This is a genomic window from Gottfriedia luciferensis (assembly GCF_001712755.1).
Taxonomy (GTDB): Bacteria; Bacillota; Bacilli; order Bacillales; family Bacillaceae_G; genus Gottfriedia; species Gottfriedia luciferensis_B.
Genome location: NZ_MDKC01000034.1, coordinates 181,942 through 205,261, shown reverse-complemented (window position 1 = coordinate 205,261; position 23,320 = coordinate 181,942). Strand labels below are relative to the sequence as shown.

The 23,320-nt window shown below is 33.4% G+C and carries 23 protein-coding genes; 22 read left to right on the top strand and 1 reads right to left on the bottom strand.

Annotated elements, in window-relative coordinates:
* Positions 1 to 57: 57 nt before the first annotated feature.
* The 22 genes from sigY to BED47_RS18855 all read left to right on the top strand — a co-directional run bounded on the left by sigY (position 58) and on the right by BED47_RS18855 (position 21,685).
* The gene (gene sigY / locus BED47_RS18965) at positions 58 to 597 is read left to right on the top strand and encodes an RNA polymerase sigma factor SigY (protein WP_069034935.1); all 540 of its coding nucleotides are present in this window, start codon (positions 58 to 60) and stop codon (positions 595 to 597) included.
* Positions 590 to 886 carry a DUF5345 family protein gene (locus BED47_RS18960; protein ID WP_069034934.1) on the top strand — a complete coding sequence of 99 codons (297 nt, stop codon included), beginning with the start codon at positions 590 to 592 and terminating at the stop codon, positions 884 to 886. Before sigY ends, BED47_RS18960 begins: the two co-directional genes overlap by 8 nt.
* A gap of 414 nt (positions 887 to 1,300) precedes the next feature.
* Positions 1,301 to 1,693, top strand: coding sequence for a GntR family transcriptional regulator (locus BED47_RS18950; RefSeq protein WP_025568295.1), 393 nt, complete (start codon positions 1,301 to 1,303; stop codon positions 1,691 to 1,693).
* Entirely contained in the window at positions 1,694 to 2,383 is a 690-nt protein-coding gene (locus BED47_RS18945) for an ABC transporter ATP-binding protein (protein ID WP_025568296.1), read from the top strand. It abuts the gene before it with no gap.
* Positions 2,380 to 3,222 (top strand): hypothetical protein, encoded by an 843-nt coding sequence (locus tag BED47_RS18940; protein ID WP_069034933.1) that lies wholly within the window; start codon positions 2,380 to 2,382, stop codon positions 3,220 to 3,222. The genes BED47_RS18945 and BED47_RS18940 overlap by 4 nt, the downstream gene beginning before the upstream one ends.
* Before the next feature lie 13 nt (positions 3,223 to 3,235).
* Complete coding sequence (locus tag BED47_RS18935; RefSeq protein ID WP_069034932.1) at positions 3,236 to 4,501, top strand: hypothetical protein; 1,266 nt, start codon at positions 3,236 to 3,238, stop codon at positions 4,499 to 4,501.
* A 293-nt stretch (positions 4,502 to 4,794) separates the two neighbouring features.
* The gene (gene uvrB / locus BED47_RS18930) at positions 4,795 to 6,780 is read left to right on the top strand and encodes an excinuclease ABC subunit UvrB (protein WP_025568737.1); all 1,986 of its coding nucleotides are present in this window, start codon (positions 4,795 to 4,797) and stop codon (positions 6,778 to 6,780) included.
* A gap of 14 nt (positions 6,781 to 6,794) precedes the next feature.
* The gene (gene uvrA, locus BED47_RS18925) at positions 6,795 to 9,653 is read left to right on the top strand and encodes an excinuclease ABC subunit UvrA (RefSeq protein ID WP_029715322.1); all 2,859 of its coding nucleotides are present in this window, start codon (positions 6,795 to 6,797) and stop codon (positions 9,651 to 9,653) included.
* Between the two features lie 331 nt (positions 9,654 to 9,984).
* Entirely contained in the window at positions 9,985 to 10,179 is a 195-nt protein-coding gene (locus BED47_RS23810) for a PspC domain-containing protein (protein WP_025568734.1), read from the top strand.
* Positions 10,180 to 10,554 carry a phage holin family protein gene (locus BED47_RS18915; RefSeq protein ID WP_025568733.1) on the top strand — a complete coding sequence of 125 codons (375 nt, stop codon included), beginning with the start codon at positions 10,180 to 10,182 and terminating at the stop codon, positions 10,552 to 10,554.
* A gap of 284 nt (positions 10,555 to 10,838) precedes the next feature.
* Positions 10,839 to 11,780: an HPr(Ser) kinase/phosphatase gene (gene hprK, locus BED47_RS18910; protein ID WP_069034931.1), complete on the top strand. Its 942-nt coding sequence runs from the start codon at positions 10,839 to 10,841 to the stop codon at positions 11,778 to 11,780.
* Between the two features lie 21 nt (positions 11,781 to 11,801).
* Positions 11,802 to 12,614, top strand: coding sequence for a prolipoprotein diacylglyceryl transferase (gene lgt / locus BED47_RS18905; RefSeq protein WP_025568731.1), 813 nt, complete (start codon positions 11,802 to 11,804; stop codon positions 12,612 to 12,614).
* A gap of 28 nt (positions 12,615 to 12,642) precedes the next feature.
* Positions 12,643 to 13,584, top strand: coding sequence for a nucleoside recognition domain-containing protein (locus tag BED47_RS18900; RefSeq protein ID WP_025568730.1), 942 nt, complete (start codon positions 12,643 to 12,645; stop codon positions 13,582 to 13,584).
* A 12-nt stretch (positions 13,585 to 13,596) separates the two neighbouring features.
* Positions 13,597 to 14,244, top strand: a complete 648-nt coding sequence (ppaX, locus tag BED47_RS18895) for a pyrophosphatase PpaX (RefSeq protein WP_025568728.1) — start codon at positions 13,597 to 13,599, stop codon at positions 14,242 to 14,244.
* Positions 14,241 to 14,741, top strand: a complete 501-nt coding sequence (locus BED47_RS18890) for an acyltransferase (protein WP_069034930.1) — start codon at positions 14,241 to 14,243, stop codon at positions 14,739 to 14,741. Before ppaX ends, BED47_RS18890 begins: the two co-directional genes overlap by 4 nt.
* Positions 14,742 to 14,916: 175 nt before the next feature.
* Positions 14,917 to 16,416, top strand: coding sequence for a tetratricopeptide repeat protein (locus tag BED47_RS18885; RefSeq protein WP_025568725.1), 1,500 nt, complete (start codon positions 14,917 to 14,919; stop codon positions 16,414 to 16,416).
* 214 nt (positions 16,417 to 16,630) lie between these two features.
* Entirely contained in the window at positions 16,631 to 17,578 is a 948-nt protein-coding gene (trxB, locus tag BED47_RS18880) for a thioredoxin-disulfide reductase (protein WP_025568724.1), read from the top strand.
* Between the two features lie 499 nt (positions 17,579 to 18,077).
* Positions 18,078 to 18,536, top strand: coding sequence for an NUDIX hydrolase (locus BED47_RS18875; RefSeq protein WP_025568723.1), 459 nt, complete (start codon positions 18,078 to 18,080; stop codon positions 18,534 to 18,536).
* 27 nt (positions 18,537 to 18,563) lie between these two features.
* Positions 18,564 to 19,448, top strand: a complete 885-nt coding sequence (gene rapZ, locus BED47_RS18870) for an RNase adapter RapZ (protein ID WP_025568722.1) — start codon at positions 18,564 to 18,566, stop codon at positions 19,446 to 19,448.
* The gene (locus BED47_RS18865) at positions 19,448 to 20,416 is read left to right on the top strand and encodes a gluconeogenesis factor YvcK family protein (protein WP_025568721.1); all 969 of its coding nucleotides are present in this window, start codon (positions 19,448 to 19,450) and stop codon (positions 20,414 to 20,416) included. Before rapZ ends, BED47_RS18865 begins: the two co-directional genes overlap by 1 nt.
* A gap of 39 nt (positions 20,417 to 20,455) precedes the next feature.
* Positions 20,456 to 21,406 carry a DNA-binding protein WhiA gene (gene whiA / locus BED47_RS18860; protein ID WP_025568720.1) on the top strand — a complete coding sequence of 317 codons (951 nt, stop codon included), beginning with the start codon at positions 20,456 to 20,458 and terminating at the stop codon, positions 21,404 to 21,406.
* Positions 21,407 to 21,427: 21 nt separating this feature from the next.
* Positions 21,428 to 21,685 (top strand): HPr family phosphocarrier protein, encoded by a 258-nt coding sequence (locus BED47_RS18855; protein ID WP_025568719.1) that lies wholly within the window; start codon positions 21,428 to 21,430, stop codon positions 21,683 to 21,685.
* Between the two features lie 81 nt (positions 21,686 to 21,766).
* Here the strand turns inward: BED47_RS18855 and clpP are convergent, their stop codons facing one another.
* The gene (clpP, locus tag BED47_RS18850) at positions 21,767 to 22,360 is read right to left on the bottom strand and encodes an ATP-dependent Clp endopeptidase proteolytic subunit ClpP (protein WP_025568718.1); all 594 of its coding nucleotides are present in this window, start codon (positions 22,358 to 22,360) and stop codon (positions 21,767 to 21,769) included.
* Positions 22,361 to 23,320 lie beyond the last annotated feature (960 nt).

The window sequence follows — 23,320 nt, the reverse complement described above, 5'->3', positions numbered from 1 at the left end:
CGTATAACAAATGAAACCAAATAAAAATTGTATAGATTAGCAAGAAGGGAGGAAGATATGGCGGATTTAGATGAACAAGAAATTATAAAGTATGCTCAGCAAGGTGACCAAGATGCATTTGCTAAACTTTTTCAAATCCATTATTCCTTTTTATATAAATACGTTTTAAAAATGACCCTAAATCAACAAACTGCAGAAGATTTAGTGCAGGATACGATGTTGAAAAGTTATGACAATATTAAGAAATACAACGGTCAATCCAAATTTTCAACTTGGCTAATTACAATCGCAACTAGACTTTATTTAGATCAACAAAGAAGGAAAAAGCGCGAATGGTTTTGGCAAAAAAATGAGTCTGAAAAGTTATCGCGCTCCTTAACTTGGCAGTTAGCCTATAAAGGGTTTGAGTGGAGTGATATTATGGAGGGCTTTGAAAAGCTTAAATCAGATGTGAGAACTGCTATATTATTAAAGCATTACTACGGCTATACGAACGAAGAAATTGGAAATATGATGGGAATTCGAGAAGGAACGGTTAAATCAAGAATTCATAATGGAATGAAGGAATTAAGAAAGGAGTTAATGCAAGATGGATAAAGAAGAGATTGTTTCAGCATTTAAGCAGTTTGATGAATTAACGAATGTACATGAACCTTCAATCAGTGAGATTACAGAAAAACTTAATGTTCATCAGGAAAAAAAGAAAACCATTTATCTTAAAGAACTAATCGTATTCATTTGTGTAGCTTGCAGTCTATTCATCGGGGCACTTCTAATTACTTTAGAGGCACCAGTAAGCATTGTTATTATTCAAGCTTTAGGCTTTATTGCACTACCGATTATTTTTAAACGAGATAAAAAGAAAATTGAAAGTGAGTTGATCTAAAGTGGAATGGACAACAGAAAATATCATCATTTTAGTTTTAGTCTTTATAATTTTAATAACTCAAAGTATCACACTTTTTACAAACGCTAAAAAGAGAAATCGTTCAGCCTGGTTATGGGGGCTGTTAGGAATGATTCAATTCCCTTGGCCTAGTGTCTTCTTTTACTTTTTAGTTGTTCGAAAAGATCGAAAAAAACTAAATTAAGGATCGTGTAGAAATACTAGACTAATTGGAACGGTTCAATTAAGTCTAGTATTTTTAAATTTATGTTTGACAATATACGTGTACTACCTGTATAGTACACGTATAAGGTGTATTAATCGAGTAATACGCATAGTTATGTATTAAGTGTATGAACTAAGTAGTACACACACATACTAATTAAATTGTATTAAGAACGAGGAGGTGGATTGATGGAATTTATAGTGAATAACCGTGAACCGGTTTATCTACAGGTCGTTAGGCATTTTAAACAACAAATTGCCAAAAGACTATTAGAAGCTGGTCAAGAAATACCATCAAGAAGAGAATTAGCTGTTCAATTTAATATAAATCCAAATACTGTACAAAAAGCATACAAGGAAATGGAGGAACAAGGATTGATTACGACTGAACGAAATTTCCCTAGTAAGATTACGACTGATATAAAAGTGTTAAATGGTGTACGAAATGAATTGATTATGGAAGCAGTAAATGAATTTGTTGATTCAATTAAAGTAATAAATGTTCCGGTTGAAGAGTTACTTACGATGGTGAAACAAAACTATGAACAAAAGATAAAAGAAGAAGGGAAAGGAGAGGCTTAAATGATACAAGTAAAGAATGTTTCAAAAAAATATGGTCGGAAAAATGTTTTACGTGATATATCTTTCACAGCAAATAAAGGAGAAATCACTTGTTTAATTGGTATTAACGGTGTTGGTAAGTCTACAACAATGAAGGCGATAATGGGGATTACACCAATCGATCGCGGTGAAATAGTAATAGATGATAAGAAAATGAACCATACAATGTACGAAAATATCACATTTATTCCAGATACGCTTACAATGCTACCTAGTTTTACAGTTGGAGAAGCAATGCAGTTTATGAAGGATTTTTATGTAAATTGGAATCCAGAGCGTGCTAAAGAATTACTTGGTTTTTTCCGTTTAAAGGAAGATGAAAAACTAGGTGAGCTTTCAAAAGGGAATGCTGCAAAAGCAAATTTACTTTTTGGTTTAGGGTTAGATGTTGATTATGTTCTGATGGATGAACCTTTTTCTGGTATCGATATGTTTAGTAGAGAGCAAATTGCAAAAGTGTTTACGAGTCACTTAATAGAAGATCGAGGCGTGATCATAACTACGCACGAAATTAGTGATATTGAGCATTTAATTGATAAGGTCGTTTTATTAGATAACGGCGAAATTCTGAAAGAGTTTTATACAGAAGAAATACGATTAGAAGAAGGTAAGTCAGTGATGGACGTTATGAGAGAGGTGTATGAATCGTGAATCGATATTTAAAACTAGTTAATTTTGAAGTTAATCGATTTTTTAAATTATATATAGGGTTATTAATAGTAGTTGCTATTTCACAGTTTGTAAGTTTATTTGTAGTAAAGTCCTCGTATATGAGCCAAGCGAATGAAGCAAATTACGCGAGTTCTTTGAAAGCAACGGAGGAATTTATTACATCGAATGGATTGCTAAACTTTAATCATGTTGCTAATCATCCATTATTTATTGGGCCAATTGTGATCAGTGTCGCTTTAATGATGTTCTATGTTTTTATCATTTGGTACAGAGATTATTTCGGAAAAAATACGTTTATTTACCGTTTATTTATGTTACCAACTTCAAGAATGACCATTTATTTTGCTAAAGCGACTACAATCTTAATTATGGTGTTGAGTTTACTGGCATTTCAACTAATCCTTTTACCAATTGAAATTAACGTATTTCAACAAATAGTTCCAGGTGAACTTTTAGGGAAAATGAATACAGTTGATCTTGTTATGGGCCCTAATATTTTTCAAATGATTTTACCAAGTAATTTTGTAGATTTTATTTTTAGATATCTTATTGGAATAGGCTTAGTGTTTACTCTTTTCACATTCATATTATTAGAACGTAGTTATCGCTGGAAAGGTATATTATTTGGGATTTTATACGCTATGGCGATTGTAGTTTTAATTCTTATACCAGAGATTATTCAATCTTACGTTTTTGGAAATGATTTCTCATTTTATCCAAGCGAAGTCATTTATATGGAAATAGGTCTTATTGCAATCATTATTACAGGTTCAATCTTATTTAGTAAATATTTATTAAAAAACAAAGTATCGGTGTAAGGAGGAGTTTAGAATGAAGCGATATCGTAATTTGGCAGTAATAGCCGTTGTCACGACAATCAGTTTAGGTACGTTTTTCACGAAAGTAGCTATGTCAGAAAGCAAGTTGCCTAAATTTTACTTAAAGACCGAAAATGGAGATTCAAAATACGTTAAAGATTTAACGATTAGCGGTGGATATGGTCAAGAAGGTGGTAGAGGTTTAAGTATTACTACTGACGGTAGTGAATATAAAGACAATAATTCGATTCTTAGTGACCTTGATAGTGAATACTATAACTTAAAAAAATTAAATGATTTAAAAAAGAAAGAAAGAAACTTTATGCGCGGAAAAATTTCTTCTACTCAATTTTATATCGATAAAGATTTTGCATGGCACGCCGAGGTAAAAGGTGGAAAACTTGATGGTACGTATGCGCATCAAAATAATCATTTTAAAATGTATATAGATGGTCTCGATCTTCAAAATAAAGACCGTTATAAATTTAAAATAGATATCCCAGGTGAAGAAAACTACTCATATATAAATGTAGAGGATGTACAATTAATCGGTAAAGATTTAGTTGTTACTACTTATCAAAATAAAATGACAGATAATAATACAAATCCTGATGTGAATGTCGAGCAAACTGAACTAGTTATGTATCGAATTAATGTAAACCAAAAGAAAATTGTTAATCGTAAAGTGATTAATAAATCATCCAATGACCAAAAAACACATACTCATACTGAATTACAAAATACGATATCAGAATCAGATCAAACTATTCCTTCTAAATTCAGTATTTACAAAAAGGCAAAACTAAAGGATACGGTTCAAACGAATGGAGAAACAACAACTGAAGAAATTAGTAATGAAGTATTCGTATTTAATTTAGAAACTGATAAAGAAGAACCTTTAAATTTATCGAATGAACAAAAAGAACAATTGAAGCAAAGTAATGTAATCATTGATAAAGATAACTTGTATTTTATAACGAACGGTGATAAAGATCTTTCAGTATTAAAGTATAACCTTAAAAATAAAAAAGTTGAAGGTGTACCAGTACTTGCTTCTAAAATTAATGGTAATAATCTTTCAAATTATAAAATCATTGATGGAAAACTATATGCAATTACGAATATTGAAAATCCAGGGGAAATCAGTAAAGATTTCATTATTGTTGATTTAACAAATGGACAAAGTGTTTTCGAAGGCAAGATTGAAGTGAAGAATTTTAAAGGAAAATCTAGTAAAGCATTAAAGAAATTACAAGTATATGATTTTCAGGTTGAATAAGTAGGGCAGGAAAAAGATAAGAGATTGGTTATAGGAAAAGATTTTATAAACTTATAAATCTTTTCCTACTCCTTCTTATTTCTTTATTCCTGTTCTTTTTTCTTTGCTTTACTACTTTCTTGTTTACTAAAAGAATATACGTTCTAGTTTAATTACTTGAATTCGTCCATAAACATCGATAATATGTAAAGATAATTAAATTTTAAAGTACGTTTGTTCTGTTTTTGATTGATTTTTGAAATTTTGTGGTAAAATAGAAGGATAGGTATGTTTTGGAAATGGAGGCGGGGAAGATGGAGCAGGAATTCGAGGTAGTTTCTAATTATTCACCTCAAGGCGATCAACCAAATGCGATTAAGCAGCTTGTTGATGGGGTTAAAAATGGTAAAGAGCATCAAGTTTTATTAGGTGCTACAGGTACGGGAAAAACGTTTACCATTTCAAATGTAATTAAAGAAGTAGGAAAACCAACATTAGTATTTGCTCACAATAAAACATTAGCAGGGCAATTATATAGTGAATTAAAAGAGTTCTTTCCTAATAATGCAGTTGAGTATTTCGTTAGTTACTATGATTATTTTCAGCCAGAAGCTTATGTACCTCAAACGGATACTTATATTGAAAAAGATTCAAGTATTAATGATGAAATTGATAAATTACGTCACTCTGCGACTTCCTCCCTTTTTGAACGTAAGGATGTCATTATTGTAGCGAGTGTGTCTTGTATTTACGGTTTAGGTTCTCCTGAAGAATATCGTGAATTAGTTTGTTCTCTTCGTATTGGAATGGAAATTAGTAGAGATGAACTATTACATAAACTAGTAGATATTCAGTATGCGCGTAATGATATTGACTTCTCACGTGGTACATTCCGAGTTCGTGGAGATGTTGTTGAAATATTCCCGGCATCACGTGATGAGCACTGTATTCGTGTGGAATTTTTTGGTGATGAAATTGAGCGAATTAGAGAAGTGGATGCTTTAACAGGTGAAATTTTAGGTGACCGTGAACATGTTGCAATTTTCCCGGCTTCCCACTTCGTTACACGTGAAGAAAAGATGAAAATTGCCATTAAAAATATTGAAGTTGAGTTAGAAGAACGATTAAAGGAAATGAGAGATAACGGTAAGTTACTAGAAGCACAAAGGCTTGAGCAGCGAACTAGATATGATTTGGAAATGATGAACGAGATGGGGTTTTGTTCAGGAATTGAAAACTATTCCCGTCATCTGACGCTGAGACCACCAGGTTCTACGCCTTATACATTATTAGACTATTTTCCAGAAGATTTCTTAATGGTAATTGACGAGTCACATGTTACAGTTCCGCAAATCCGAGGAATGTTTAACGGTGACCAAGCTCGAAAGCAAGTATTAGTAGATCATGGATTCCGTCTGCCTTCAGCATTGGATAATCGACCTTTAAAGTTTGCAGAGTTTGTGGAAAAGGTTCAACAAACTATTTACGTAACTGCGACACCTGGGCCATATGAGCTAGAGTTGTGTCCTGAGAAAGTAGAGCAAATTATTCGTCCAACAGGTCTACTAGATCCGACGATAGATGTTCGTCCAATTGAAGGTCAAATTGACGATTTGATTGATGAAGTTCGTAATCGCATTGCTAAAAATGAGAGAGTACTAATTACTACATTAACGAAGAAAATGTCTGAAGATTTAACGGATTATTTGAAAGAAATCGGTATTAAAGTTAACTATTTACATTCTGAAATAAAAACGCTTGAACGAATTGAAATTATTCGTGATCTTCGTTTAGGTAAATATGACGTTTTAATTGGTATTAACCTTTTACGTGAAGGGATCGATATTCCTGAAGTTTCATTAGTTGTAATTTTAGATGCAGATAAAGAAGGATTTTTACGATCTGAACGTTCATTAATCCAAACAATTGGTCGAGCTGCAAGGAATTCAAATGGTCATGTTATTATGTATGCTGATAAAATGACGAATTCGATGAATATTGCTATTAATGAAACAAAACGTCGTCGTGAGATTCAGGAAGAATATAACATAAAACATGGAATCACACCTAAAACAATTATTAAGCAAGTACGTGATGTTATTCGAGCTACTTCTGTTGCTGAAGAAGAAGAAGTTTATGAAAACGGCATTAGTGCTAAATATAAGAAGATGAACAAAAAAGAACGTCATTTATTTATTCAATCAATTGAAATGGAAATGAAGGACGCAGCGAAGGCGCTTGATTTTGAACGAGCAACAGAACTTCGTGACTTGATATTAGAATTGAAGTCTGAGAGGTGAAGAACTTGAAAAGTATGAATGAAATAATTATTAAAGGGGCCAGAGCGCATAACTTAAAAAATATCGATGTTACGATTCCTCGTAATCAATTAGTAGTTGTGACAGGTTTATCTGGATCAGGTAAGTCATCTCTAGCATTTGATACGATTTATGCAGAAGGTCAACGCAGATATGTAGAATCACTATCTGCGTATGCTCGTCAATTTTTAGGTCAAATGGATAAACCTGATGTAGATTCAATCGAAGGACTTTCACCGGCGATTTCAATTGATCAAAAAACGACTAGCCGAAATCCTCGTTCGACAGTTGGTACTGTAACAGAGATTTACGACTATTTAAGACTTTTATATGCTCGAATTGGGACTCCGATTTGTCCAAATCACGGTATTGAAATTACTTCTCAAACAGTCGAACAAATGGTAGATCGTGTAATGGAGTACCCTGAACGAACAAAAATTCAAGTGCTTGCTCCAGTGGTATCTGGTCGTAAAGGGACACATGTCAAAGTATTTGAAGAAATTAAAAAACAAGGGTTCGTTCGCGTTCGTGTTGATGGTGAGCTATTTGATGTATCTGATGAAATAGAATTAGAGAAAAATAAGAAGCATTCAATCGAAGTTGTAATTGACCGTATTGTTGTAAAAGATGGTGTAGCATCTCGATTAGCTGATTCTCTTGAAACAGCATTAAAACTAGGAGAAGGTCGAGTGATCATTGATGTTATAGGTGAAGAAGAATTACTTTTTAGTGAACATCATGCATGTCCTCTGTGTGGATTTTCAATTGGGGAATTAGAACCACGTATGTTTTCGTTTAACAGCCCGTTTGGAGCTTGTCATTCATGTGATGGATTAGGAACGAAATTAGAAGTGGATTTAAACTTAGTTATCCCAAATGATGAATTAACTCTTAAAGAAAATGCTATAGCACCGTGGGAATCAATTAGCTCAATGTATTATCCTCAATTACTAGAGAGTGTTTGTAATCATTACGGCATTGATATGAATATTCCATTTAAAGACATACCAAAAGATCTGCAAGATAAAATTCTTTATGGTAGTAATGGCGAACAAATCTATTTTAAATATGATAACGAGCAAGGTCATGTACGTGAAGCAATGATTGAATTTGAAGGTGTTATTTCGAATGTAGAAAGACGTTTTAAAGAAACATCTTCAGATTTTATTCGTGAGCAAATGGAAAAATATATGGCTCAACAACATTGTCCAACTTGTAAAGGGCATCGTCTAAGAAAAGAGGCACTTGCTGTTTTTATTGGTGGCTTGCATGTCGGTGAAGTAACAAAAATGTCAGTTAAAGAAGCATTTGATTTCTTTGGATCGCTTGATTTAACGCCAAAACAAGAAAAAATTGCAAATCTAATCCTTCGAGAAATTAGAGAGCGTTTAGGCTTTTTAGTAAATGTAGGTTTAGATTATTTAACATTGAACCGAGCTGCAGGTACATTATCTGGTGGAGAAGCTCAAAGGATTCGTTTGGCGACTCAAATTGGTTCAAGACTAACTGGTGTATTATATATTTTGGATGAACCATCAATTGGATTACACCAACGTGATAATGATCGTTTAATCTCAACATTGTTAAATATGAGAGACATCGGAAATACATTAATAGTTGTAGAACATGATGAAGATACGATGCTAGCAGCAGATTATTTAATTGATATCGGACCGGGAGCTGGTATTCACGGTGGACAGGTCATTTCACAAGGAACACCAAGTGAAGTAATGAATGATCAAAATTCATTAACAGGGAAGTACTTATCAGGTGAGAAGTTTATTCCTGTACCGCTTGAACGTAGAAAAGGCGATGGACGTGAAATTAAAATTGTTGGAGCAAAAGAAAATAATTTAAAAAATGTCTCAACTTCATTCCCATTAGGTACGTTCGTTGCAGTAACAGGTGTATCAGGATCAGGGAAAAGTACATTAATTAATGAGATTTTATATAAATCATTAGCTCAAAAATTAAATGGATCGAAAGTACGTCCAGGGGAGCATAAAGAAATAAAAGGGATTGAACAATTGGAGAAGGTTATTGATATTGATCAATCACCAATTGGTCGTACTCCTCGTTCAAATCCGGCTACCTACACTGGTGTATTTGATGATATTCGAGATGTATATGCCGCTACGAATGAGTCAAAGGTTCGCGGTTATAAGAAAGGTCGTTTTAGCTTCAACGTTAAAGGCGGTAGATGTGAAGCATGTCGAGGCGATGGAATCATTAAAATTGAAATGCATTTCTTACCTGATGTTTACGTACCATGTGAGGTTTGTCATGGTAAACGATATAATCGAGAAACTTTAGAAGTTAAGTATAAAGATAAATCGATCTCTGAAGTTTTAGATATGACAGTTGAGGATGCAGTTTCATTCTTTGAAAATATTCCTAAGATTAAACGTAAACTTCAAACGTTAAATGATGTAGGTTTAGGATATATTACATTAGGTCAACCTGCTACGACTTTATCTGGCGGAGAAGCACAACGTGTAAAACTTGCTTCCGAGCTTCATAAACGTACGAATGGAAGAACGTTATATATTTTAGATGAACCTACTACAGGACTTCATGTTGATGATATTGCACGATTATTAGTTGTATTACAAAGACTAGTAGATAATGGAGATACTGTACTTGTAATTGAACATAATCTAGATGTCATTAAAGCGGCCGACCATCTAATTGATTTAGGACCAGAAGGTGGAGACAAAGGTGGTACGATTGTAGCAACCGGTACACCAGAGAAGCTATGTAAAGTCGAAGCGTCCCATACTGGTAAGTATTTAAAAGCTGTATTAGAACGTGACAAAGCTAGAATGGAAAAAAGATTGGCATTGATGGAATCTTAAAAAAATCTCTTTTTTAATAAGTTATAGTTATTGAAAATATTGATGAGGTAGAGTAGTTGATTAGAACGAAAAGAGTGCTCAACTCCAGTTAAATTAGCTGGATAGCGAGTAATCTGGAACGGAAATCAACTATTCTTCTTTTTCTATGTCAGAGTGTTGAAACGGTCAAAGTATATAATTGTTTGTATTTAGGACTTAGTGTCATTCATAGTTCCTTTTACTTGAAAAGTAGTCCACATTTCTTTAATGTTTTAACATAGAATAAATAATGAAAATAAAAAAATTAGTAATGATAAAAAAATGAGGGCGTATCGATAGAGAGGAGATTTTTGTGAAAAAACTATATCGATCTTCTAAAGATTCTATGCTTGCGGGTGTATGTGGTGGGTTAGGTAAGTATTTTAATTTGGACAGTACATTGATCCGTTTACTGTTTGTTATATTATTCTTCGTAGGATTTGGAGCACTACTATTTGTATATTTAATATGGATATTTGTTGTACCAGAAGAGGGTGACGTGAAATAAATGAGATGGTTATTTTCATTAGCTATTAATAGCTTAGTTTTTATTGTAGTAGCAGGATTTCTGCAACCAGATTTTTATGTGAAAAATATTCCAACGGCTATCATTGCTGCGTTGGTGTTATCGATCTTAAATACAATTATCCGCCCAATCTTAATATTAATAACTTTACCTGTAACCATTTTTACAATGGGATTATTCCTGTTTATTATTAATGCATTTACGCTTGAAATTACTGATTATTTATTAGGAGATGCCTTAAGAGTAAATGGTTTTGGAACAGCTATTATTGCATCGATTCTAATTAGTACATTCAGTATGTTAATTCAATATTTTGTATTTGGTTCAAAGGATAAAAAAAAGAATAGTCAACGGTAGAAAAAGAGGAGTCTCTTAAGTTAAAGTACTTTTGAGAGTCTCTTTTTTTTGTTTTTTAGATTAATGGGATTTTTGAACATTATGTGAACTCTGTTGTTATATAACTTGGTATCATTAAATGCTAAAGCTATTGAAATTACTAAATATCGTGATAAATTCACATTTACATTAATGATTTTTAATCGTTCTAGCGCGGTTAGTGACTTGTCGACATTTTCCCACAAAGTTTAAAAATGGTACAATATGAGAGATAATACATAATTATTAATCCTTAGGAGGCTTGTATGGCTAAATTACGTACAAAGAATTTAGTTGAGTATTTTAAATTAGAGGTCATTAGTGGAAGTGCAGGTTTGAATCGTTCGATTAACACGACTGATTTATCTCGTCCAGGTATAGAGGTGGCAGGATTTTTTACATACTATCCATCTGATCGAGTACAAATATTAGGGAAAACAGAATTAACTTTTTATCATAACTTAACTGACGAAGAAAAACACGGTCGATTAAGAAAGCTTTGTGCAGATGATACGCCTTGTATTATCGTGACGCGAGGTTTAGACATTCCACCCGAATTAATTGAAGCTGGGGAAGAAACTGGCGTACCTATTTTACTATCAAACAGTAAGACAACTAAAGCGTATAGTAGACTTACGAGTTATTTAGAGGCTAAACTTGCTCCAACTACAGCGTTACATGGTGTACTAGTTGATATTTACGGTGTCGGTGTATTAATTACTGGAAAAAGTGGAGTTGGTAAAAGTGAAACGGCCCTAGAGTTAGTAAAACGTGGTCATAGATTGGTAGCAGATGATTCTGTAGAGATTCGTCAAACGGATGAGGATACGCTAATTGGTTCATCGCCAGAATTAATTGAGCATTTATTGGAAATTCGTGGATTAGGAATTATCAATGTAATGACTCTTTTTGGAGCAGGATCTGTACGTAATTACAAGCGTATTACGTTGAACATTGATTTGGAGACTTGGGACTCCCAAAAGGTTTACGATCGAGTTGGTTTAGACGATGAAAAACTTAAAATATTAGATACTGATATCTCGAAAATCACATTGCCTGTTCGACCTGGTCGAAATTTAGCTGTTATTATTGAAGTAGCAGCGATGAATTTCCGTTTGAAAAATATGGGTGTAAATGCAGCTCAGCAATTTGCAGATCGTTTAGAAAAAGTAATTCAAGGCGGTAATAATGTTAGTGATTTAATTTAATGGAAAAGTGGGGAAATTGGAATGGAGTCAAATATTCAGCCATTAGATAAAGTATTTTTACACTTAGGTCCTCTTTCAATAAAATGGTATGGGGTATTGATCGGATTAGGTGTTGTATTAGGTTTATGGTTAGCAATTCGTGAAAGTAAACGACGTGGAATACCTGATGATACATTTTTGGATCTTATTTTAGTAGCTCTACCTTCTGCGATTATAGGGGCTAGAATTTATTATGTACTCTTTGAGTGGAGCTACTATTCTAAGCATGTTAGTGAAATACCGGCCATTTGGCATGGTGGATTAGCTATTCACGGTGGTTTAATTGGAGCATTTATAGCTAGTTATTTCTTTGCAAAGAAAAGAGGCATTTCATTTTGGAAGCTTGCCGATATCGCAGCACCAAGTATTTTAGTAGGCCAAATGCTTGGACGTTGGGGAAACTTCATGAACCAAGAGGCTCATGGTGGTCCAGTAACTAGATCATTTTTAGAAAGTCTTCATTTACCTACTTGGATCATTAATCAAATGTATATTGATGGAACGTATTATCATCCAACATTTTTATATGAATCATTATGGAGTTTATTAGGGATTATCTTCTTACTAATTTTAAGAAGAGTGAATCTAAGACGTGGTGAAATGTTTTTAACTTATTTAATTTGGTATTCTGTTGGTCGTTTCTTTATTGAAGGACTAAGAACAGATAGTTTAATGTTAACAAGTACAATTAGAATGGCTCAATTTATATCAGTCGTCATTATCATATTATCTATTTTCATTCTTGTTTATCGAAGAGTTAAAGGATTATCGAAGGAGCGTTATTTAGACGCATAAGTTTGTAAAAACAGGAGTGGGGAGCACGTTGGAAACTTTAAAGAGAGGGTTACTAGTTGGTTTACAAACTTCTTGGAAAATAGGGAAAATAATTTTCCCTATTTCTTTCATTTTAACGATTATTAAAGAAACTGCACTAATGGACTGGTTTGTGAATATTCTTGAACCATTAATGAGTTTTATCGGTTTAAAGGGAGATGCAGCATTAGTATTAGTTTTAGGAAATGTTTTAAATTTATATGCGGCCCTTGGAGCAATGCTACCGATGGATTTAACTGTTAAGGAGGCATTAATCCTAGCAGTTATGTTAAGTTTTTCTCATAATCTATTTGTTGAAACGACAGTAGCTACTGCTGTAGGAGTTCGAGCATCCTTTGTTGTTTTAGTAAGGATTGGATTTGCAATTATTTCTGCTATTTGTATCCATTTCTTTTGGTCTGGTGGAACAGAAATTGTTCATAAAGGCATTGCTGTTGCAGAAAGCGTTAACCAGTCGGGATGGGATATCGTTTATAATGCTATCATTTCGTCATTAATGGGTATTTTTAATCTTATTAAAATTGTTTTCCCCTTAATGCTAGTTATTCAAATTGCAAAAGATTTTGGGTGGATGAATTATATAACGAAAGCATTATCTCCATTTACTAAATTAATCGGTGTTGAAGCAAAAGCTGGAGTTACATTAGCTGCGGGATTGTTTTTTGGATTAGCTTTTGGAGCAGGTGTTATGATTCAAGCTGTTAAAGAAGATGGTGTTTCGAAACGAGATTTATACCTCGTTTTCTTATTTTTAGTAGCATGCCATGCTGTAGTAGAAGATACACTTCTCTTTATTCCTTTAGGGATTCCAGTTTTATACTTATTTTTAATTCGTTTTTTTGTCGCATTAGTTGTTACTTGTATCGTAGCAAGAATTGTAGGTAGAGTTGGTAGAAAAACAGAATCTAGTTTAAAAGCTGAAATGAAATAGAAAGGAAATCTTATGAAAATAAATACGATACTTTTTGATTTAGATGGTACTTTAATCAATACAAATGAATTAATTATTGCTTCATTCTTGCATACTTTGAATAAATATTATCCTGAACAATATAAACGTGAACATGTTATACCCTTTATGGGGCCAACTTTAACTGAATCATTCTCTACGGTAGATGAAGAAAGAGTTGAAGAGTTCATCTCGGAATATCGTCGTTTTAACATGAAGATGCATGATGAGTTTGTTGAGGAATATGAAACGGTTTATGAAACGATCGAAACTTTACACAAATTAGGCTATAAAATAGGGATTGTAACAACAAAGGCACGAAATGTTGTTGAAATGGGTTTAAGTTTTAGTCGATTAAAGCAATTCTTTGATATTGTTATCACAATAGATGACGTACAAAATGCAAAGCCACATCCAGAACCTATTCAATTAGCTCTTAAAAAATTAAATTCTATTCCTGAAGAGAGTATAATGGTTGGCGATAATTACCATGATATTGAAGGTGGTCAAAATGCTGGAACGAAAACAGCAGGGGTTGCTTGGTCACTAAAAGGAAGAGAATTTTTAGCTACTTTTAAACCTGATTATATGCTTGAAAAGATGAGTGATCTCTTACCAATTTTAGGGATTGATGAGAATTGAGGAAAACGAAACGGTACCTAATTGAAGGTGAAAATTCACTTTGGCAAGTGTACAAGACTGTTTCATTTTGGAAAACATTTCGAAATACTATTGTCATTGAAATAGCCCGTTATATCCCTTTCTTTAGATTGAAAAACTGGTTGTATCGGAATCTCATTGGAATGAAAGTAGGAGAGTATACATCCTTTGCGTTTAAAGTAACGCCTGATTTAATGTTTCCAGAATTAATCTCAGTTGGTAGGAATTCGATTATCGGCTATAATACAACAATCTTGGCGCATGAATATTTAATTAATGAATATCGATTAGGAGAAGTCATTATTGGTAATAATGTGTTAGTTGGTGCAAACACGACAGTTCTGCCGGGGGTCACAATAGGTGATGGTGCGAAAGTTTCAGCTGCAACACTTGTCAACAAGGACGTTCCAGCTGGTGCATTTGTTGGAGGTAATCCTATGGTTATTATTTCATTACCTCAATCTGAAACTACTATTTAAACTCTTAAAAAAAGTGGTTTTCAATATTTTTTGTTTCGGTTAAAATAATACTTTGACAACTTATTTAGATAATGTGGAAATTGTACGTTCGTTTAAAATTCTTATAATTTGGACGGCGACTATTTCCTCTTTTTATGTGATATACTGTGATAAGCTTGAAAAACTGGAGGATCGAATGTCTGAAAATTTGGGGAATCAAACAAATCAACTTCATAATGTCGTTTCGTTCTCGTTACCGAAAGATTATTTCTACGAAAAAGGGATGAAAGCTTATAATAGTAACGATTCTGAGCAAGCGATTTATTATTTGAAAAAAGCTGCTGAAAATGAAGAAAATCAAACAGTTCTTATAGATATTTCTAGAAAACTTTTATCATTACATCAATATCAAACTACAATAACTATTTTAGAATATATTTTAGATAAATATCCAACAAATGAGGATGTATATTATTTATTAGCATTTGCATTTTTTGAATTAGGATTATTCCAAAAAGCCAATTTGTATGCTCAAAAGTATTTAGAAATTGGCACGGATGAAGAGCAATTAGAAGAACTAGAAGACTATTTAGATATTATTCATAGTGAAGAAGATGATGATTTAAGTATTAATGATGATTTATTAGTACTTCAAGAGCGAGTTACAAGCTATTTGGCAAATCATGATTGGAAATCTGCTAAAACAACTTTACTTAATATTGTTGATAAGTATCAAGAATTTTGGCCAGCTTATAATAACTTAGCTTTAGTAGAGCTTCATTTAGGAAATCCTGAAGAAGCTGAAAGAGTATTACAATATGTTTTAGAACAAAATCCAGGTAATTTATCAGCTTTAATTCATTTAACAATGTTAAAAAGAATATTAAACGAACAAGAAATTGCTCTACAATATCTTGAAGGCTTATCAAATATTGTTCCAATTTCTGAAGAGCACCGCCACAAGCTTGGCGTACTTTTCTATCAGTTCAAGAAGTATGAAGAAGCTTATAAGTTATTTAATTTACTGTACATGGAACGACCAGATCGTGAAATACAGTTTTATTATATGTTCTGTGATGCAGCATATCAATCTGGAAGAATTGAAACGGCGGAACGTATTTGGAATTTTGAAATGACAAGTGAATTTGATGATCATGAGGAATTGGCTCCATGGGCTGAAAAAAAGCATTCATCAAATGAAATTGAACAATTAATGGTTGAAACAGAATACCAAGCAAAACACTCCAATTCGAATAGTGAGAGATGGGGATTAATCTATTTTATGAAGGAATATTATTATGAACAAAAATTTAGTTCAATCCTTCAAGATTTGAATCCATTAGAAAATATTGGTCTCGATGAACAATTAGAACAAGTTCTACTAAATAATATGTGTTATCTAGAGCCTCATCCGTCATTGAATATTGCGATTAACGGCGCAAAGAAAGTACAGACAACTTGGGAAGAAGATTATATAATACTACGTAATCATCTTCAATTATGGTTTTTCGCTATTTGTGAACTTACAGTAAAATATAAAGAATTACCTGTAAGTGAAGAGGTTTTATTAGCTGCTACACATTATCTTGTTGAAAATGAAGTAAATCGTGTATCACAAAAGAAAATTGCAGCAAACTATAATATCTCTACCTATTTATTAAATAAAGGCATTAGCGCCATTCGAAGCTTGTTTTAATACCAGATGGTGTTAATGCAAGCTTTCTTTATTTCTCATTAAGGTGAGTATAAATTGGCAGCAAGGATTTGTACTCGAAGGTGAAGGCTCGTCAGTCGAAGAGTTTTCTTTATCATGAGCATATGATTTGTTGTTTTATGTCATCGCGTATTAGGATAGTGTTAGTTAATGAAGTAGGGCAATTAGCCATTTAAGTACAAGGAGTGATTAAGAAATGGAAGAAAAAATTTATGATGTTATTATCATTGGAGCTGGTCCTGCAGGGATGACTGCAGCTGTATATACATCTCGTGCAAATCTTTCTACATTAATGATGGAACGTGGTATTCCAGGTGGACAGATGGCAAATACTGAAGAAATTGAAAACTACCCAGGTTTTGATAGTATTTTAGGCCCGGATTTATCAAATAAAATGTTTGATCATGCGAAAAAATTTGGTGCTGAATACGCTTATGGAGACATTAAAGAAATTATCGACGGTAAAGAATATAAAACAATCATTGCTGGTAAAAAAGAATACAAAACACGCGCAATTATTATTTCAACTGGTGCAGAATACAAAAAAATTGGTGTTCCAGGTGAGCAAGAGCTTGGAGGACGTGGTGTATCTTACTGTGCTGTTTGTGATGGAGCATTCTTTAAGGATAAAGAATTAGTAGTTATAGGTGGCGGAGATTCAGCGGTAGAAGAAGGCGTATATTTAACTCGATATGCTTCTAAAGTTACAATCGTTCACCGTAGAGATCAATTACGTGCTCAAAAAATTCTTCAAGACCGTGCATTTGCAAATGAAAAGATTTCATTTATTTGGAATTCAACAATTAAAGAAGTAAACGGAACTGATGGTAAAGTAAGTAGCGTAACGCTTGTAGATACTCAAAATGGTGAAGAATCTGAATTTAAAACTGATGGCGTATTTATCTATATTGGCATGCTGCCATTAACAAAACCATTCTTAAGTTTAGGTATTACAAATGAAAATGGTTATATTGAAACAAATGATGTAATGGAAACAAGAGTACCAGGTATTTTTGCTGCTGGTGATGTTCGTGAAAAAACTTTACGTCAAGTTGTAACAGCTACTGGAGACGGAAGTATTGCTGCTCAAGCAGTACAACATTATATTGAAGAATTAAAAGAAGAATTATCTAAAACTAACTAATCTTGATTAAAAACGATAAAATTAAGTTTTAGAATTGTGAACAAAATTGTAATATTCTGAAACTTATATGTAATTAGGGTGTAACTCTCTTGAAATATAGTTACTGTAATATAGACAATAACCAGAGAGCCCCCTAATATATATAGGAACATGGATATGCGCTTGTCCATGTTCCCTTTTTTTGTGCTTTAAAGTTTAAATTTGCAGCGACGAATGAGGAACTGACGTAGTTGCAAATTTTTAGCAATTAAGTATAAGTGCAACTACGCCTTTAGTCTTTAAAGCTCGGCAATCGGTGAGTTTTCTTTATTTGTCTCCGAAAATGATCGGTTCTGTTCCTCGACCGTAGTTCGAACCCACAAAATCTTTTCCTTTAGCCTGTACCTGTCAACCCTAATTCCCACTCTTAACAAGTTGTTGTCTGACTAGTTTAACGGTATAATATAGATTGGGCAGTTTCAACCAACTGCAAGTCCAAATTGTAAGTGAGGTATAAGAAATGCAAAGAGTTACACATTGTGTTTTGGTAAATGAAAATAATATCCTCTTGCTACAAAAACCTAGAAGAAACTGGTGGGTTGCACCCGGCGGCAAGATGGAGCCAGGTGAAAACATTAGAGAAGCAGTTGTTCGTGAATATCGTGAAGAAACAGGTATATACTTAAAAAACCCAAAATTAAAAGGTGTTTTTACAATTATTATAGAAGAAGATGCTAAGGTAGTGAATGAATGGATGATGTTTTCATTTTTAGCTACCGAGTTTGACGGTGAAAATCAAGATGAGTGTGAAGAAGGAATTCTTCGCTGGCATGCGATAGATGAAGTGAAAAACCTTCCTATGGCAGCAGGTGACTATCATATTATTGATTATTTACTGAAGGGTAAAGAAATTTTACATGGTACCTTTGTCTATACACCGGACTTTGAATTATTAAGGTATCGCTTAAATCCGAGTTAACTTAAATTATAGAAAGGGTTGAGTTAAATGCCTACAAGATCACATGTAAAAATGGTTATTATAACTGGAATGTCGGGTGCTGGAAAGACTGTCGTTGTTCAAGCGTTAGAAGATATCGGTTACTTCTGTGTTGATAATCTTCCTCCTGCTCTACTTCCAAAATTTGTAGAGCTATTAAAGGACCCGGATCACAATACAACAGATAAAGTTGCTCTTGTTATGGATTTACGAGGAAGAGAATTTTTTGATCAGTTAGGGAGTTCGTTAGATCAATTAATGTCTACTCCGTCAATTATCCCTCAAATTTTATTTTTAGACGCAACGAATGCTGCACTCGTTACTCGCTACAAAGAAACTCGTCGTTCACATCCACTTTCTCCAACGGGTTCTCCATTAAAAGGAATTGAGTTGGAACGTACTCTTTTAGCCGAGGTAAAAGGGCGTGCACAATTAATTTATGATACTTCAGATTTAAAACCTAAAATATTACGAGAAAAAATAATTGAACAATTTAGAGAAAATGAACAAGAAGGTTTTTCAGTAAATATTCAGTCATTCGGTTTTAAGTACGGAATACCGATTGATGCGGATTTAGTATTTGACGTACGATTTTTACCAAATCCATTTTATATTGAATCAATGCGTCCCTTAACTGGCTTAGATGAGGAAGTTTCCTCTTACGTTCTTAAATTTAATGAGACAACGGAATTTATGCTGAAATTAATTGATTTAATTAGTTTTATGTTACCTCAATATAAAAGAGAAGGTAAACGACAACTAATCATTGCGATCGGATGTACGGGTGGACAGCATCGCTCTGTTACTTTAGCAGAGTATTTAGCTAACTACTATAAGGATCAATATGATACGAATGTTAGTCATCGGGACGTTGAAAAAAGGAGTCATAAGTAATGGTTAGTCAACGTTCAAAAATAGTAATAATTGGAGGCGGAACGGGACTATCTGTTTTAGTACGTGGATTGAAAAAACATCCCGTTGATATTACCGCAATTGTAACAGTCGCAGATGATGGTGGTAGCTCTGGACGATTACGTGACGAGTTAAAAATTCCACCACCTGGTGATGTACGAAATGTACTTGCTGCGTTATCAGATGTGGAACCGATGTTGGAAGAATTATTCCAACATCGATTTGCAACATCTGGAGACCTTTCTGGGCATTCTCTTGGTAATTTAATGCTAAGCGCAATGACTGCGATTACAGGTGATTTTTACCGTGCAATCATTGAAATGCGAAGGGTATTAAATGTTAGAGGGAAAGTTATACCAGCAGCTAATCAAAGTGTCGTATTAAAAGCTGAATTAGAAGATGGGACAATTGTTTCAGGTGAGTCGAAAATTCCTTATTCTGGTAAAAAGATTAAAAGAGTATTTTTAGCACCAGGAAATGTTGAACCTTTAAAAGAGGCGCTTGATGAAATTAATCGTGCTGACTTAATCGTAATTGGACCAGGTAGTTTATATACGAGTATCCTTCCTAATCTATTAGTTACTAAAATTGGGAAGGCTGTTGTAAATTCAAAAGCTAGAAAAGTATATGTATGTAATGTGATGACTCAAGCGGGTGAAACTTTACATTATACAGCTAGTGATCATGTAAGGGCTCTGTACCAGCATTTAGACTCAAGTTTTATCGATACAATTATCGTAAATGAAGGCACGATGCCTAAAAATATTTTAGAACTTTATAAGGAAGAACATGCTCAACAAGTAAAACTAGATATAAATGAGCTTGAATCTTTAAATCTAGAAATTGTTCATAAGTCGATCGTTAAATATGATGATAATGTGATTAGGCATGATACAGTAAAGTTAGCAGAAATTTTATGTGATCTAATCCCGACAAAAATAAAAGAATAATGAAAAAATATTTAGAGCTAGAAGGAGGGGGTGATTCAAATGTCCTTTGCATCAGAAACGAAAAAAGAATTAACAACGATTGAGATCAAAGATTGTTGTTCAAAATCTGAGCTATCCTCTTTAATTCGAATGAATGGTTCATTATCAATTGCGAATCGCCAATTTATAGTAGATGTAGTTACTGAAAATGCAGCAATTGCGAGAAGAATATATGTATTAATTAAACGTGTTTATGATGTGGACGTTGAATTGCTCGTTCGTAAAAAAATGCGTCTTAAAAAGAACAATGTATATATTGTTCGAATAAAAGAAGAAGCGAAACATATTTTAAATGATCTTTATATAACTGGTGAAGGATTTACCTTTACGAATGAAATAGCGAAAGAGCTAATTACGAAGAAATGTTGTAAACGCTCCTATTTAAGAGGTGCTTTTCTAGCTGGTGGTTCGGTAAATAATCCAGAGACATCTTCATATCATTTAGAAATTTTTTCACTATATAAAGAGCATACGGAAGAAATTTGTCGTCTAATGAATGAGTTCGGATTAAATGCTAAAACACTGGAGAGACGTAAAGGTTATATTACGTACTTAAAAGAAGCAGAAAAAATTACTGAGTTTTTAAACGTTGTTGGTGCACATTCAGCTTTATTAAGGTTTGAAGATATCCGAATTGTAAGAGATATGAGAAACAGTGTTAATCGTCTAGTAAATTGTGAAACTGCGAACTTAAATAAAACGATCAGTGCAGCCTTCAGGCAAATTGAAAATATACGTTATATCCAAAACTCAGTTGGTTTAGATATATTACCGCCAAAGCTACGTGAAATTGCAGAACTTCGAGTAGCGTATGAGGATGTTACATTAAAAGAGTTAGGTGAAATGGTATCTAGCGGAGCAATTAGTAAATCAGGAATCAATCATCGCCTACGTAAAATAGATGAAATAGCTGATAAACTAAGAGCGGGAGAACCAATAAAAATAAAATAAAAGTTAAGAGGGAAGAAAAAAATGATTGAGAAAAAAGGGAGAGTACTATTAGAAACTGGAATACAGGCTCGTCCAGCAGCACAATTTGTTCAAGTTGCTACGAGATTTCGTTCAGAAGTATTATTAGCTTACAAAGGTAAACAAGTAAACGTAAAGAGTATCATGGGTGTTATGAGCCTTGCTGTACCCCATGGAGAAGAAATCGTAATTACTGTTACTGGTGACGATGAAGTTGAAGCAATGGAAGCCGTAATGGACTTTATCGGAGAAGAAATTTAATGTAATTGGACATTCACAAGTTGGATGTCCAATTTTTTTTACAAAAAAACTAGCCGAAAAATTTCGGCTAGTTTATTCTTACTATTTAATAGCTGCAGTATTAGAAATTACTTTATCAATTAATCCGTATTCTAATGCACGGTCTGCAGTCATAAAGTTATCGCGCTCTGTATCACGCTCGATTGTATCTAATGGTTGACCAGTACGATCTGCAAGAATTTTGTTTAATTTATCACGTAAGAACAAGATTCGCTTAGCTGCAATTTCGATTTCAGTAGCTTGACCTTGAGCACCACCTAATGGTTGGTGAATCATAACTTCTGCATTTGGAAGAGCATATCTCTTTCCTTTTTCCCCAGCAGATAATAAGAACGCACCCATTGAAGCCGCCATACCAATACAAATTGTAGATACTTGAGGCTTAATAAAGTTCATCGTATCATAGATAGCCATACCAGCAGTAATACTTCCTCCTGGACTATTTATGTATAATGAAATATCCTTATCTGGATCTTCTGCTGCTAAAAATAAAAGTTGTGAAACAATTGAGTTAGCTACGTTATCATCGATTGCGCTACCTAACATGATGATGCGGTCTTTTAATAGACGAGAGTATATATCATACGCACGCTCACCACGACTTGTTTGTTCAATAACTGTAGGAATTAAATTCATTTTTTCTCCTCCTTGTTTAAAACAAATGAATGATTAATACAATAATACCTTTAAGGTCAGAAAAGGTCAAATAAAACAGATGCTATATTTAATGTATTATTCAAACTTAAAATTCTTGACCTTTTATAACATATTTATTTATCTAATACTTCAACATCATTAACGACTTTTCCTATTATTAAACGTAACTTTATGTAGTTTTTCTTTTGATAAGTTAAAAAACTAGTAACAAAATGATTGGAGCATATTCTTGTTTGAAATATAGAGCCTTGTTAAACTACCAAATTTTCGTAAAGGGAGTTTAGTGATGTTGATTTCCACTACAGTGTGCTCGCTTTCCATGGGGCGAGACCAGAGCCTCCTCGTCACGTTCGTTCCTGTGGGGTCTCAGGCTTCCCGCATATCCCATAGGAGTCGAGCACCCCTCCGTTCCAATCAAGTTGCTCATTAAAAAAGCTTACGATAAAAGGCTAATTTAATATCCTTTACTTAGCGTAAAATAACAGTTTATTAATCAGTTTGTATTTCAATTAAGATCGACCATGAACTTATAAACTAATCATTTGAAATTATTTATCTAAAATTTGCTCTAAATATTTTTAACTTCTTAATAAACAATTTCTATATTTTTGTTGGTATATTAAATATAAATTCATCGCGTCGCCTGTATATAGAAGACGATGAGTTTTTAACGCTTTTACAAGCCATCAAAACTAAATTTATAAAAGAAAATGCACACAAACCATTCCAAAGTGTATCTTCTTCTTTTTCCTACTCAAAAAGAAACCTAAATTATTGCGGTCAGAACATTCTAACGATATAATAAAACATAAGATTTTCTTATAAACTTACGAATAAGCTACAAAGCGAAACATCAGCGCACCAATCGAGCCGCTACTTGCATAAACTTACTTAGATTGGGGCGACAGCTACACAATACATATTTTAACTTTATATTAA